The following is a 13,925-nucleotide window of genomic DNA, read 5'->3' as shown; positions in this document are numbered from 1 at the left end:
GTCTTCTTTTTACAGTCAAATCCATGCACAGTTCAGAACGATTCAAGTTTAGAAGAGTTCTAAAGCATTGTTATTGTTGTCTTATCGCGCCGATAAGACTTGAAACGCCAGGGTTCATCGGGCAGAGCATGGGCGGCGGGCGCCAGGGTTTGCATCCCTTGACGATGTTCTGCCGCCGCCGTTCGATCTTCGAATGAAGAACCAATCGCCCTTTGACCGCGAGGAGTTTGACGACCCATGAGCTTCAAGACCACCGCCAGCGCCTTCACGCTTTCGATCGCTGCCGTTTCGGCGGCCATGACCCCTGGCATCGCGTCGGCTGCCGACGTGAACATCTATACCTCCCGCCAGCCCGAGCTGATCCAGCCGGTGCTCGACGCCTTCACCGAAGAGACCGGCCTTTCCACGGCGACGATCTTCATCGACAAGGGTCTGGAGCAGCGGGTCTCCGCCGAGGGTGCGAACTCCCCCGCCGACGTCATCATGACCGTCGATATCGGCCGCCTCGATGCCGCCAAGCAGGAAGGCGTCACGCAGGCGGTGACCGGCGAGACGATCAACGAGACCATTCCGGCCGAATTCCAGGATGCCGACAATCAGTGGTTCGGCTTGACGGCGCGCGGTCGCGTCGTCTATGCCTCCAAGGACCGGGTCGACGTCGATGCGCTCACCTACAAGGAGCTGGCATCGCCCGAGTGGAAGGGACGCATCTGCACCCGTTCGGGCCAGCACCAGTACAATATCGCGCTGATCGCCGCCTATATCGAGCATTACGGCGAAGATGCCGCGCGCGAGTGGGTCACCGGTCTTCGCGACAATCTCGCCCGCCGGCCCGAGGGCGGCGACCGCGATCAGGCCAAGGCGATCTTCGCCGGCGAATGCGACATCGCCATCGGCAACACCTACTATGTCGGTCAGATGATGACCAACGAGAAGGAGCCCGAGCAGAAGGAATGGGCCGAGGCCATCAAGGTGATCATGCCGACGTTCGACAACGGCAAGACCCATGCCAACATCTCCGGCATCGCGCTCGCCAAGAACGCGCCGAACAAGGAGAACGCGATCAAGCTGATGAACTTCCTGTCCTCCGAGGAGGCCCAGAAGATCTACGCGGACGCCAATTACGAATATCCGCTGGAGCCGGGCATCGAAACCTCCGATCTCGTTCAGGGCTTCGGCGAGTTCAACAAGGACGACATTTCGCTTTCGGCCATCGCCTCGCACCGCGATGCGGCCTCGCGCATCGTCGACGAGGTGGCATACGACAGCGGACCGCAGAGCTAAGCGCACCGTTTCCTGTTCGCGATTTGGCCTCGCCCGGCAAAGACGGGCGGGGCCTTTTACCGTTTTACCGTCAGGTCGCCCGTTCCGAATGTCAGCACACGCCTCGCTCCTGAAGCCGGACCTTCGCATCCGCCGCCGCCCGCGGCCGGGCGTCGGGAAGCGCTGGCTCGTCATGGCGACGCTGATTGCGCTGGTCACCGTGATGCCGGTCGTCTCGCTGATCGTGATCGCCGTTTCCTCCGGGGCAAGCGAAAGCTGGGCCCATCTTCTGTCGACCGTCCTGCCGGAGGCGACGCGGGTGACGATCCTCCTGATGCTGGGGGTGGCGTTGGTCACCGGCATCGTCGGCGTGGTGACCGCCTGGCTGACGGCGAGCTTCGACTTTCCCGGCCGTCGGCTGTTTTCCTGGGCGCTCGTCCTGCCGCTTGCCGTCCCGACCTATATCGCAGCCTATTGCGTCACCGAGTTCCTCCATTTCACCGGCCCCGTCCAGACCGCGATCCGGCAGGGTTTCGGATATGCGTCGGGGCGCGACTACTGGTTTCCGGACGTGCGCTCGCTGCCCGGCGCCGTCATCATCCTCTCCTCCGTTCTTTACCCCTACGTGTTCCTCACGGTCCGGCTCGTCTTCCTAATGCAGGGACGCAAGGCGGCCGATGTCGCCCGGACCCTCGGCTCGGGGCCCGGCATGGCGTTCGTCAGGGTCCTCCTGCCCATGGCGCGGCCCGCCATCGCGGTGGGCGTCGCGCTCGCCCTCATGGAGACGATCAACGATATCGGCGCGGTCGAATTCCTGGGCGTGCGCACGCTGACCTTCTCGGTCTACTCGACCTGGCTCAACCGGGGCGATCTGGCCGGGGCGACCCAGCTCGCGCTTGCCATGCTGGTCGTCATCGTCGGGCTGGTGCTGCTCGAGCGGGCGGCGCGGCGCGACCAGCGCTACACGTTGAGCCGCGACGACAGGGCGAGCGTCGGCCGTCACCCGCTGAAAGCCGGCTACGGCCTCCTGGCGGGGCTCGCCTGTGCGCTTCCCATCGCGTTCGGCTTCGGCATTCCGGCCTATATTCTGGGGGACTACGCGTTCCGGCGGCTCGATCAGTTCACCGATGCGGCCTTGTGGAGCGCCTTGGGCAATACGGGGCTCGTCGCGGGCGCGGCCGGGCTCCTGACGGTGCTCGCCGCCTTCATGACCAGCTACGGCGTCCGGCTGACGCGGTCGCCGACGCTGCTTGCGCTCGTGCGGCTCGGCACGCTCGGCTATGCGATTCCCGGAACGGTTCTGGCGATCGGCATCCTGATACCGCTCGCCGCCTTCGACAACGCGCTCGACGCGGTGCTACGAAACAATTTCGGGATTTCCACGGGGCTTCTGCTGTCGGGCTCGGGCGCTGCCATCGTCTACGCCTGCTTCGTGCGCTTCATGGCGATGGGTTACGGCGCGATGGAATCGGGATTTGCCAAGCTCTCGCCCCATCTCGATCACGCGTCGCGAACGCTCGGACACGGTCCGGGACGCACGCTGCGCACGGTGCTTCTGCCGCTGATGTCGCCGGCGCTTCTGACCGGGTTCATGCTGGTCTTCGTGGATTCGGTGAAGGAACTGTCCGCCACGATCCTCCTGCGTCCCTTCGATTTCGAGACGCTCGCGACCTTCGTCTATGCCAGCGCCTCGCGCTCGGCGTTCGAGGATGCGGCCGTCGCAGCGCTGCTGATCGTTGCGACGGGCATCCTGCCGGTCCTCGTCCTGACGCGCACGATCCTGAAACAGGCCCGGTAAAGAAGCCCGGGCCGGACGCGCGCAGCCTGCCGCATCGTGCGTCTGCTCGGGGCGCACGATGCGGCAGGCCCGCCTTTCGATGTCACGCATCGGGCATTCTTGCGAAAAGAATTCCGATGGGCGGGCCGAAGCACTAGCCGCAATCGCTGCAGGGAACGATCGACGAGAGACGGGGCACGATCCCGTAGGTCATGTCGATGTCGAGCGAGGAGGCGATGACCGAGTGTATCAGCGGGGAGTGGTAGGAATATCGCGTGTCGACGATGATGTAGAACAGATTGCCGGTCGCCTTGAGGTCCGGTGGAAGCGCATAGGGCGATCCCTTGGCAAGGCCTGGCATGCTCTGCGTGCCGGCGCCGCTGCGCTTGCGCGACCAGTCGACCGTCGCCTTGCCTTGGGGGTCGATCGAGATCGCGGAAATCTGCACGTCGAGCTCGCCGGGATCGAACGGCGAGATGATGGCCCGCGCGACATCGAAGATGTTGTTGAGTTCTCTGAGCGTGACGGAGCGTGTGCGGCCGACGAGATCGCCGATCGTCTCCGTCGCCGTATTCGCCTTGCGGCTCACCTCGAACAGCTTGCTTCCCTCGAACGCGCCGAGATAGAGCAGGACGAGAATCGGCAGGACCAGCACGAACTCGATCGCGACGGCGCCGTCGCGCGCCCGCGCGAACGCGCCGATGGCGCGGCGCATGCGGAGCCACCGGTTCATTTGCAGGCCGCGCACGGAAACGCCTCGTTCTGGAAAGCCGCGACGGAGGACAGCAGCACCGTACCGTCGTCGCTGCTGGCAAGGCCGTGCAGGAAGGACGTGATCCATTCCCATTTGTAGTAGACGCGCAGAACGCTGATCTGGTCGCCTTCCCCCAGGACATATTGCAGGTCGGTGGGATCGTAGGTGAGGTCGATCGACGCGAAGTTCGAGAACGTCCTCAGATCGATCTCCAGCTTGTCGCAGCCGAGGAAATAGGAGACCTGATCGCAGACGAGCTTGGAGAACGCTTCCTTGCTGGGAAGGGTCTCGCCCTGGTGCAGCTGACCGGTCAGGATCTGCCGCCCCACCGCATCCACGCCGTTTTCCAGAACGACGCCCGCCGTCAGGACGATGCCCGTCTCGATGATGGCGAAGACGATCATGAAGAACGGCAGCGCGCAGAACGCGAATTCGATCGCGGCGACGCCCCGCCTGTCGCCGCGCCAGTCGGCGAAGCGTCTGCGGATGGCCGACGATCTGTCACGGTGCAATGCGTCCCGGCGCATGTCTCTCCTCCTTCGGTTCCGTTCGATTATGCCCGCAAGGCTTCAACAAGCGGTGAATCGAACGGTCGGATAGGTGGCGCCGGCCTGCTTCGTCCCGAGCGCGCCCTAAATGCCCGCCTCACTGTGCTTTGTCGCGGAGGCACTCTTTTGCTAAGCCGATGGGAACAGCGGGGCGGACGATCGGGATGAAGCGTCAATGAGTAAGGTCGAAGCCGCGGAGTGGACGATGGGCGCGCACGCGCACGGCCAGACCGTCGGCGTCGGCCTCAATGCCGTCGTCATCGCGTTCGACGAGGCCGGTCCGCGCGTGCTGCTTGCCAATGCGGGCGAGGACGGGGTTTCATCCCTGCCGTCCGGCCCGCTGGAGGCCGAGCACCGCACCCTCGAATCCGGCGTCAGAAGCTGGGTGGAGCGCCAGACCGGCCAGCCGCTCGGCTTTGTCGAGCAGCTCTATACCTTCGGCGACAAGAGCCGTCCGGGAACCCGCCGCTTCGTGTCCATCGCCTATCTCGCGCTGGTGCGCGGCACCGCCGAAGAGCGTCCGGCCGCCGGATGGGCCGATCTCTATGTGCATTTTCCCTACGAGGACTGGCGCGAGGGGCCGCCCCAGGCCGCCTGCGAGCTGCGTGCGGCGCTCGCGCGCTGGACGCTCGACGCCGCCCCCGCGGTTCGGCGCAGCCGGCTCGAACGGGTGGAGGCTGCCTTCGGAAGGGAAGGCGCGCGTTGGAACGAGGAGCGCGTCCTGGAGCGCTACGAACTCCTCTACGAGGCCGGGCTCGTCGCCGAATCGGCCCGCGATCGCGGTGTCGGCGAGGCGGATCACGACATTCGGGGGCCAGGTGCCGCCGGCGAGCCGGGAGCGAACCCGGCGAGCGGATGGCCTCTTGCCCTCGATCACCGGCGCATGCTGGCGACCGCCATCGGCCGGCTGCGCGCCAAGATCAAGTATCGGCCGGTCCTCTTCGAGCTGATGCCGGACGAATTCACCCTGTTCGATCTCCAGCGCATCGCCGAGGCCCTGTCCGGCGTCAGGCTGCACAAGCCGAATTTCCGGCGCCTGATGGAAAGCCAGGGCCTCATCGAGGAAACCGGCCGCCTGTCCGTCCACACCGGAGGCCGTCCGGCCAAGCTCTTCCGCTATCGGCCGGAGATCACGATGGAGCGTCCCGGCAAGGACGAGTGAGCGGGCCGGCGGGCCGTCCGACGACGGGCGCGGGCCGCGTCTTGGGCACCCGATCGTGGCCCGCCCGATGGTCCCGTCCAGATCGCGCTTGCATTCCAGGACTTATGCTCATATGTAGCATAAGCCGGTCCGCAGATGGGGCGGCGATGACAACCCGCGCCGGATGGCAGACGCCGTCCTGCAGCAGGAGGCTTCTTCGATGACGACGATCGTGCTCGAGCGCCCGGCGGCGCGCACCACCGACATGCTCTACGACAGGGTGAGCCGCTTCGTTCCGAGAATGGAATGGGCGACCATGGAGGAGGATGTCCAGGCGATCCTGGATCTGAAGCGCGAAAAGAACGCGGTCATCCTCGCCCACAATTACCAGACCCCGGAAATCTTCCACACCGTCTCCGATATTGTCGGGGATTCGCTTGCGCTCGCCCGCGAGGCGGTGACGACCGATGCCGACGTGATCGTCATGGCCGGCGTCCACTTCATGGCCGAGACGGCAAAGCTTCTCAATCCGGGCAAGACCGTGCTCATTCCGGACCTGCGCGCAGGTTGTTCGCTCGCCGATTCCATCACGGCCGCCGACATCGCCCTGCTTCGCGAGCGCTATCCCGGCGTACCCGTCGTGACCTATGTCAACACCTCGGCCGAGGTGAAGGCGGCGTCCGACATCTGCTGCACGTCCGGCAACGCCCATGCCGTCATCCGCTCGCTCGGCGTGCCGCGCGTCCTGATGCTGCCCGACGAATATCTCGCCCAGAACGTCCAGCGCGACATTCCCGAGGTCGAGCTCATCACCTGGGCGGGCCATTGCGAGGTGCACGAACTCTTCACCCCGCAGGACATTCGCGACATGCGCGAGGCCTATCCGGGCGTGACGATCCTCGCCCATCCCGAATGTCCCCCGAACGTCGTCGACGAAGCCGATTTCGCCGGATCCACGGCGCAGATGGCGAACTTCGTCTCGACCAACAGGCCGGCCCGCGTCGCGCTCATCACCGAGTGCTCGATGAGCGACAATGTGGCGGCCGAGAACCCGGACACCGAATTCGTCAAGCCGTGCAATCTGTGCCCGCACATGAAGCGGATCACGCTGAAGAACATCCGCTCCGCGCTCGAGAACATGGAGCACGAGGTGACCGTGCCCGAGCATCTGATGGCCCCCGCCCGCCGCGCCGTCGAGCGCATGCTCGACGTGCGGGTCTGAGACTTTCTCCCCGGTCGGCGGTGCGTGATCGTCACGCGCCGCCCACCGGACCGTCTTTCGTCCAGCCTCGAGGAGGCCCGCGACATGACCCATCATCCAGATCCAGGCCGTTTCGACGCCCGGCTGCCCGACCGCACGACCCCGGCGCTCGTGATCGGTGCGGGCGTCGCGGGCCTCACAACCGCCTTGCGGCTCGCCGAAGACACAGAGGTCATCGTCGTGACGGCCGCCCCCCTCGGGCTCGAAGCGGCGACCGACTGGGCGCAGGGCGGCATCGCCGCCGCCATGGATGCCGATGACAGTCCGCAGGCCCACGCCCTCGATACGGTCAATGCCGGCGCCGGCCTCACCGAGCCGGCGATCGCTCTCCTCGTCGCCACGCACGTGCCCTCCGCCGTCCGGTGGCTCGCCGGTCTCGGCGTTCCCTTCGACCGGGACGCGACCGGCGGCTTCGCCCTCGGCCTGGAGGCCGCCCACTCGGCGCGCCGCATCGTCAAGGCGGGCGGCGACGGAACGGGTCACGCCGTTCTGTCGACCCTGGTAGAGGCGGCGAGGGCGAACCGGCGGATCACCATCCTCGAACGGGTCGTCGCGACCGCGCTCCTGACGGACGATGGCGGCCGCGTCGCGGGGGCCCTGTGCCAGGCGATCGGCGGCGACAGCCTCGTCATCGGCGCGGGCGCGGTGGTGCTGGCGACCGGCGGGCTCGGTGCGCTCTATGCCGAGACGACCAACCCGGCGGGCGCCACCGGGTCGGGCCTCGCGCTCGCGGGCCGCGCCGGCGCGAGGCTGCGGGACATGGAGTTCGTCCAGTTCCACCCGACCGCCATCGATATCGCCGCGGCACCCGGCACGCCGCTGCCGCTTGCGACCGAAGCACTGCGCGGAGAGGGCGCGATCCTCCGCAACGGCCGGGGCGACCGGTTCATGGCCGACGTGCCGGGCCGCGAACTTGCCCCGCGCGACGTCGTCGCGCGGGCGATTTTCGTGCAGCGGGCGCGGGGAGAGACAGTGGTTCTCGACGCCACCCATCTTGCGGCCACGATGGAGACGAAATTTCCGACCGTCACCGCACTCTGCCGCGCCAACGGGATCGATCCGGCCCGCCAGCCGATCCCGGTCTGCCCGGCGGCCCACTATCACATGGGCGGGATCGCCGTGGACGATCGCGGTCGCGCGTCGATCGCCGGCCTCTACGCGGCAGGCGAATGCGCCTCGAGCGGACTTCACGGCGCAAACCGCCTGGCCTCGAACTCGCTCGCCGAGGCCCTCGTCTTCGGCGAGCGGATCGCGGCCGATATTCTCGCCGCCGATCGCCCGTGCGAGGGCGCGGTTCTGCGGCTCGCCGGTCCGCCGCTCCGCTCGCCCAAGCTTGCCGACGTCGGCGCGGCGCTCGCGCTCGTGCGCGGGATCATGGCGCGCCACGTGGGCGTCAGCCGCGATGCCGAAGGGCTCGACGCGGCCGTTCTCGCATTGTCGGCGCTTGCGGCAAAGGGCTTTGCGACCGCAGAGATCGGCCTCGTCATCGCCGTGACGGCAAGGGCGCGGCTCGAAAGCCGGGGCGGGCACGACCGGTCGGACCATCGCGAACAGCGCGCGCCGGTCCACAGCGAGACCACGCTCGACGCCGTTCTCGACCCGGGTCCGGCCGGCGCGGCGCTCCGCGACATGGGTCTGCCGGATGGCGTCGTGGCCGATACGATCGCGTTCCATCGGCGTCCCGCCGCTGCCGAACTGTCTTCGAACCCCTCGCACACGGCCCCGCCCATGGCGGCCGTGCCCGCCTGAGGACGTCTTTCCCTTCACGAACGAGACAAGCGTCATGCCTGATCAAAGATCGGCCGCCGCGAGCGGCCCGCCGCGCTTCCTGATCGAGCCGATCGTGCGCGCCGCCCTTCACGAAGACCTCGGGCGGCGCGGCGACGTGACGTCGGAAGCCGTCATCCCGGCCGATGCCACGATGAAGGGCGTGATCGCCGCGCGCCAGTCCGGCACGCTCGCCGGCCTCGACGCGGCCCGCCTCGCCTTCGAGCTCATCGATCCTTCGATCGCGCTGGAAAGCGTGATGGCAGATGGCGGACGGTTTGCGCCCGGCGACACGGTGCTGGCGATTTCCGGGCCCGCCCGTTCGATCCTCACCGCCGAGCGGGTGGCGCTCAATCTCGTCTGCCACCTGTCCGGCATCGCGACGGCGACGGCCGATCTCGTCGCCGCCGCGCGCGCCCACGGCGCGGCCGACATCGTCTGCACCCGCAAGACGACGCCGGGCCTTCGCACGCTCGAAAAGCACGCGGTGAAGGCCGGCGGCGGCGGCAATCACCGCTTCGGCCTCGACGATGCGATCCTCATCAAGGACAATCACATCGCCGTCGCCGGATCGGTGAAGGAGGCGATGGGCCGCGCCAGGGCCTATGCCGGCCACATGCTGAAGATCGAGATCGAGGTCGATACGCTGGCGCAGCTCGAAGAGGCCCTGAGATACGAGCCCGACGCCGTGCTTCTCGACAACATGACCCCCGAGACCCTGGCGCAGGCCGTCCGCATGGTCGCGGGCCGCGCCACGACCGAAGCCTCCGGCCGGATGACGGCCGAGACCGTCGGCCCGGTCTCGGCCGCCGGCGTCGACCTCATCTCTGTCGGCTGGCTCACCCATTCGGCCCCGATCGTCGATCTGGGGCTCGACGAGGTGTGAGGAGCGTCTTCACGCGCGATGCGTCCGATGCCATCGTTCCCGAACGCCCGACGGCTTGACGCCCCGGAACACAAGTGCTTATACCGTGCGCAGATCCAAAGGCTGGGGCGGAGCTGCGTCTTCCAGCCTTTTGGTGTCTTGTGATGAACCCGACTGAACAAGAAGACGGCCCGGTCATCCCTTCCCCGAAGGGCCCGACATGAGAGCCGATCAGACGAACGGAGATAAAATGTTCGCAGTCATCAAAACCGGCGGAAAGCAGTATCGCGTCACCGCCGACGACCAGTTCGAAATCGAGCGTATCCAGGGCGAGGCCGGCGACAAGATCGAGCTTGCCGAAGTCCTGATGGTCGGCACCAAGATCGGCACGCCCTTCGTGGACGGCGCCAAGGTCACGCTGGAGATCGTCGAGCAGACCCGCGGCAAGAAGGTCATTTCCTTCAAGAAGCGTCGTCGCCAGAATTCCAAGCGCACCCGCGGCCATCGCCAGAACCTGACCAAGGTTCGCGTGGCGAATATCGCCGGCGCCTGACACTGGGCGGATTTTCGCGCCCCGTCGAAAAAACGGGTCGCGGAACCTGATCAAACGGTTATTTTGGGCGTCGTAGCCGCCCGCAAGCCTCTGAAGCGAGAGGCAAGGAGAGTTTCGAGATGGCACATAAGAAAGCTGGCGGTTCGTCGCGCAACGGTCGCGATTCGGAATCCAAGCGCCTCGGCGTGAAGAAGTTCGGCAACGAGCAGGTCACGGCGGGCAACATTCTCATTCGTCAGCGCGGAACGCGCTGGCACCCGGGCACCAATGTCGGCCTCGGCCGCGACCACACCCTGTTCGCCAAGGCGGACGGCACGGTCGTGTTCCAGAAGAAAGCCAACAAGCGGACCTTCGTGTCCGTAATTCCGGCGGCCGCCGCCGCAGAATGACCGGTGCTTTCTCGAGTGCCGGCGTCCCACCGACCCGGCATTCTTGAGGACATCCGCTTCAGGCGAAATCCGACAGAAGACGAACAGGGGAGATGGGCCGCCATCTTCCCTTGTTTCGTTTCTACCGGAGGCTCTGATGAGCGACGACCTGACCCTGGACTGCGAAGACGATGAACGGTTGACGACGCGGCGGTTGATCCTGCGACGACCCACCATGCGGGACGTGCCGGCGATCACCGCGCACCTTGCCGATTACGACGTCGTCTCCATGCTGTCGCGGGTGCCCTGGCCCTACATGACGGACGATGCCGAGGCGTTCGTCGCGGCGATCCCGCAGCAGAGCAAGAACGCGATCTTCGCTCTGGCGCGGCGCGAATGCGACGATCTCATCGGCATCGGCGGGTTGCACAGGCTGCGCCATGGCCGGGCCGAACTCGGCTACTGGCTCGGCCGCGCCTTCTGGGGTTCGGGCTACGGCACGGAAGCGGCCCAGCGCCTGATCGATTACGGCTTCCAAACCCTGGAACTCGACCGGATCGACGTTTCGTGCCGGGTGGTCAACGATGCATCCCGGCAGCTCATCCGTCGATGCGGTTTCGCGTTTACCGGTCCCGGCATGATCGATTCGCTTTCGGCGGGCCGCGTCGCATCGGAGCATTATATGCTGGACAGAAATTCTTGGCGGTCGATCCGCATGTGGGGACGATAGGATGATAGGTTGGCGGAAGATGGTTCTCGGCGCGGGCGTTCTGGCTGGAAGCCTTGCCACGGGCCTCGCCGTTGCCCGCGACGCCGGAACGATCCCGCCGACGCCGCTGTCCTTCTTCGACGGAACGTCGCGCTCGCACGGCACGATCACCACCCTGTTCGTCTCGACGCAGGCGTTCACCGCACGCTTCGAGGGCGTTTACGCGCGGGGCGAGCTCACCCTCGACGAACGCTTCACCTTTGCCGGAGGCGAGGCGCTGCAGCGCTGGGAACTCTTCGCGCACCGGGACGGATCGATCTCCGGCACCGTGCGCACGCAGATCGGGGACGGAACCCTGACGGCGCCGCGGCGGGTGACGGGCGAATACGCGCCGGCGAGACTGACGCTCGACTATGACGGCTACGCACCGAACGGATCGGACACGCTGTTTCGCTTCCACCATGTCATGCAGCCGCAGGACGACGGCACGGTGACCAACGCGGTGACGGTGTCCAAATATTATCTACCGCTCGCATCCTCCAACGTCACCTTTTATAAACCGGATCGCTGATCCGCTTTTCTTTCGACATCTCACAGATCAAAGCCAGGCCAGACCCATGAAATTCCTCGACCAAGCCAAAGTCTACGTCCGCTCCGGCGACGGCGGAGCAGGCTCCGTCTCCTTCCGCCGCGAGCGTTTCGTCGAATTCGGCGGGCCGGACGGCGGCGATGGCGGTCGCGGCGGCGATGTCTGGATCGAGGCCGTGTCCGGTCTGAACACCCTGATCGACTATCGTTACCAGCAGCATTTCAAGGCGCAGACCGGCGTCCATGGCATGGGCCGGAACCGGCACGGCGCGAACGGCGAAAGCATCACGCTGAAGGTGCCGGCGGGCACGCAGGTGTTCGCCGAGGACAACGAGACCCTGATCTGCGACCTGGAAAAGATCGGCGATCGCCGCAAGATCGCCCAGGGCGGCAATGGCGGTTTCGGCAACGACCGGTTCAAATCCTCCACCAACCAGGCGCCCCGCCATGCCAATCCCGGTATTCCCGGCCAGGAGCTGACGATCTGGCTGCGGCTGAAGCTCATCGCCGACGCAGGCCTGGTCGGCCTTCCCAATGCGGGAAAATCCACCTTCCTGTCGACGGTGACGCGCGCCCGACCGAAGATCGCCGACTATCCCTTCACGACGTTGCATCCGGGTCTCGGCGTCGCCAAGGTGGATGGCAACGAGTTCGTCATCGCCGACATTCCCGGGCTGATCGAGGGCGCCCATCTCGGTGTCGGTATCGGCGACCGTTTCCTCGGCCATGTGGAGCGCACCAGCGTTCTCCTGCATCTCGTCTCCTGCGTCGAGGAGGATGTCGCGGCAGCCTACCGCACCGTGCGCGGCGAACTCGAGGCCTATGGCAACGGCATCGAGGACAAGACGGAAATTCTCTGCCTGAGTCAGGTCGATACGCTCGACAAGGAGATGCGCGCCGAAAAGCTCGCCGCCCTGAAGCAGGCCTCCGGCAAGACCGTCATCGAACTGTCCGCCGTCAGCCAGGAAGGGCTGACGGACACGTTGCGGCTTCTGGCCAAAACGATCGCGGCCGACCGCGATCCCCCCGCCGACGACGGGGACGATGGCGAAGAGGGCTGGCAGCCCGAAGGAGCGTACGAGCGATGACGTTCGATCTGTCACGCTACAAGCGCATCACCATCAAGATCGGTTCGGCGCTCCTCGTCGACCGGGGCAGGGGGCTTCGCCGCGTCTGGCTGGAATCGCTCTGCGAGGACGTGGCGCGTCTTGCCGCGCAGGGCCACCAGATCCTCATCGTATCGTCGGGAGCGGTCGCCATGGGGCGCACGCTTCTGAAGATCGCGCCCGGGCCGCTGAAGCTGGAGGAGAGCCAGGCGGCCGCCGCCGTCGGCCAGATCGCCCTCTCGCGCACCTATTCGGAGATGCTGAGCCGGCACAATTTCCAGACCGGGCAGATCCTCCTCACCCTCAACGACACCGAGCATCGGCGGGCCTATCTGAACGCCCGCGCGACGATCGGCACGCTTCTGTCCATGCGGGCGATCCCCGTGATCAACGAGAACGACACGGTCGCGACGTCCGAAATCCGCTATGGCGACAATGATCGCCTCGCCGCCCGGGTCGCGACCATGGTGGACGCCGACCTCCTGATCCTGCTGTCCGACGTCGACGGTCTCTATACGGCGCCCCCCGCGCTCGATCCCGAGGCGACGCACATTCCGCTGGTGGAGAAGGTGACGCCGGAGATCGACGCGATGGCGGGGGCCGCGGCCTCCGAATATTCGCGCGGCGGCATGAAGACCAAGATGGATGCCGCCCGCATCGCGACGGCATCGGGCACGGAGATGATCATCACGCTCGGACATCGTCTCTATCCCCTGGCGGCGATCGAGAACGGCGGCCGCCTGACGCGGTTTCTGGCCAGCGGCAATCCACAGACCGCGCGCAAGCGCTGGATTTCCGGCCATCTTTCGACCAGCGGCGGCATCACCATCGACGATGGCGCGGTCCGGGCATTGAAGCAGGGCAAGAGCCTGTTGCCCAAGGGCATTACGAAGGTCTCGGGCACCTTCCGCCGCGGCGACACGGTCGCGGTGCTCGACCAGTCGGGCAACGAGGTCGCCTGCGGGCTGATCACCTACGACAATGAGGACGCCTCGATCATCGCCGGACTCCATTCCGACAAGATCGGCGCCGCGCTCGGCTATGAGGGCCGCAACGTCGTGATCCACCGGGACGACATGGTGGTCAACGAATTCCGCGAATCCCCGAACGGCCTGCTGCAGCACGAGTGACACCGCACACCCCGACCCCGCCGTCCCCAAAAGATCCAACAGGCAAGGAGCATGTGATGCTCGACCCCATCCGCACCAACGCCGACACCCATGAG

General features: G+C 66.3%; 14 protein-coding genes. 12 read left to right on the top strand and 2 right to left on the bottom strand.

Annotated elements, in window-relative coordinates; translation table 11 throughout:
- Positions 1–237 precede the first annotated feature (237 nt).
- Together U0C82_RS05960 and U0C82_RS05955 are read left to right on the top strand one after the other, a co-directional pair.
- Complete coding sequence (locus tag U0C82_RS05960) at positions 238–1,284, top strand: Fe(3+) ABC transporter substrate-binding protein (protein ID WP_416186629.1); 1,047 nt, start codon at positions 238–240, stop codon at positions 1,282–1,284.
- 88 nt (positions 1,285–1,372) lie between these two features.
- The gene (locus tag U0C82_RS05955; protein WP_322186174.1) at positions 1,373–3,061 is read left to right on the top strand and encodes an ABC transporter permease; all 1,689 of its coding nucleotides are present in this window, start codon (positions 1,373–1,375) and stop codon (positions 3,059–3,061) included.
- A 133-nt stretch (positions 3,062–3,194) separates the two neighbouring features.
- Here U0C82_RS05955 and U0C82_RS05950 read toward each other — a convergent pair whose 3' ends face one another.
- Together U0C82_RS05950 and U0C82_RS05945 are read right to left on the bottom strand one after the other, a co-directional pair.
- On the bottom strand, positions 3,195–3,755 hold the full coding sequence (locus U0C82_RS05950; protein WP_322186173.1) for a TadE/TadG family type IV pilus assembly protein: 561 nt from the start codon (positions 3,753–3,755) through the stop codon (positions 3,195–3,197).
- A 14-nt stretch (positions 3,756–3,769) separates the two neighbouring features.
- On the bottom strand, positions 3,770–4,321 hold the full coding sequence (locus U0C82_RS05945) for a TadE/TadG family type IV pilus assembly protein (protein ID WP_322186172.1): 552 nt from the start codon (positions 4,319–4,321) through the stop codon (positions 3,770–3,772).
- A gap of 196 nt (positions 4,322–4,517) precedes the next feature.
- On the opposite strand from U0C82_RS05945, the gene U0C82_RS05940 reads away from it, so the two are divergent.
- The 10 genes from U0C82_RS05940 to proB all read left to right on the top strand — a co-directional run bounded on the left by U0C82_RS05940 (position 4,518) and on the right by proB (position 13,830).
- Entirely contained in the window at positions 4,518–5,504 is a 987-nt protein-coding gene (locus tag U0C82_RS05940; RefSeq protein WP_322186171.1) for an NUDIX hydrolase, read from the top strand.
- A gap of 199 nt (positions 5,505–5,703) precedes the next feature.
- Entirely contained in the window at positions 5,704–6,705 is a 1,002-nt protein-coding gene (nadA, locus tag U0C82_RS05935; RefSeq protein ID WP_322186170.1) for a quinolinate synthase NadA, read from the top strand.
- 84 nt (positions 6,706–6,789) lie between these two features.
- Positions 6,790–8,493 carry an L-aspartate oxidase gene (locus U0C82_RS05930; RefSeq protein ID WP_322186169.1) on the top strand — a complete coding sequence of 568 codons (1,704 nt, stop codon included), beginning with the start codon at positions 6,790–6,792 and terminating at the stop codon, positions 8,491–8,493.
- Positions 8,494–8,527: 34 nt separating this feature from the next.
- Positions 8,528–9,397, top strand: a complete 870-nt coding sequence (gene nadC, locus U0C82_RS05925) for a carboxylating nicotinate-nucleotide diphosphorylase (RefSeq protein ID WP_322186168.1) — start codon at positions 8,528–8,530, stop codon at positions 9,395–9,397.
- Positions 9,398–9,626: 229 nt separating this feature from the next.
- On the top strand, positions 9,627–9,929 hold the full coding sequence (gene rplU / locus U0C82_RS05920; protein WP_322186167.1) for a 50S ribosomal protein L21: 303 nt from the start codon (positions 9,627–9,629) through the stop codon (positions 9,927–9,929).
- A 119-nt stretch (positions 9,930–10,048) separates the two neighbouring features.
- Positions 10,049–10,318: a 50S ribosomal protein L27 gene (gene rpmA / locus U0C82_RS05915; RefSeq protein WP_322186166.1), complete on the top strand. Its 270-nt coding sequence runs from the start codon at positions 10,049–10,051 to the stop codon at positions 10,316–10,318.
- 136 nt (positions 10,319–10,454) lie between these two features.
- A complete protein-coding gene (locus U0C82_RS05910; protein ID WP_322186165.1) occupies positions 10,455–11,027 on the top strand; it encodes a GNAT family N-acetyltransferase in 573 nt (190 codons plus the stop codon).
- 1 nt (position 11,028) lies between these two features.
- Complete coding sequence (locus tag U0C82_RS05905; RefSeq protein ID WP_322186164.1) at positions 11,029–11,577, top strand: DUF3833 family protein; 549 nt, start codon at positions 11,029–11,031, stop codon at positions 11,575–11,577.
- Positions 11,578–11,623: 46 nt separating this feature from the next.
- Positions 11,624–12,682, top strand: a complete 1,059-nt coding sequence (gene obgE, locus U0C82_RS05900; protein ID WP_322186163.1) for a GTPase ObgE — start codon at positions 11,624–11,626, stop codon at positions 12,680–12,682.
- Positions 12,679–13,830 carry a glutamate 5-kinase gene (proB, locus tag U0C82_RS05895; protein WP_322186162.1) on the top strand — a complete coding sequence of 384 codons (1,152 nt, stop codon included), beginning with the start codon at positions 12,679–12,681 and terminating at the stop codon, positions 13,828–13,830. Before obgE ends, proB begins: the two co-directional genes overlap by 4 nt.
- Positions 13,831–13,925 lie beyond the last annotated feature (95 nt).

The organism is Fulvimarina uroteuthidis (assembly GCF_034321785.1).
Classification (GTDB): Bacteria; Pseudomonadota; Alphaproteobacteria; order Rhizobiales; family Rhizobiaceae; genus Fulvimarina; species Fulvimarina uroteuthidis.
Note: the sequence above shows the minus strand (reverse complement) of the source record. Positions and strands in the feature narration are given on the sequence as shown.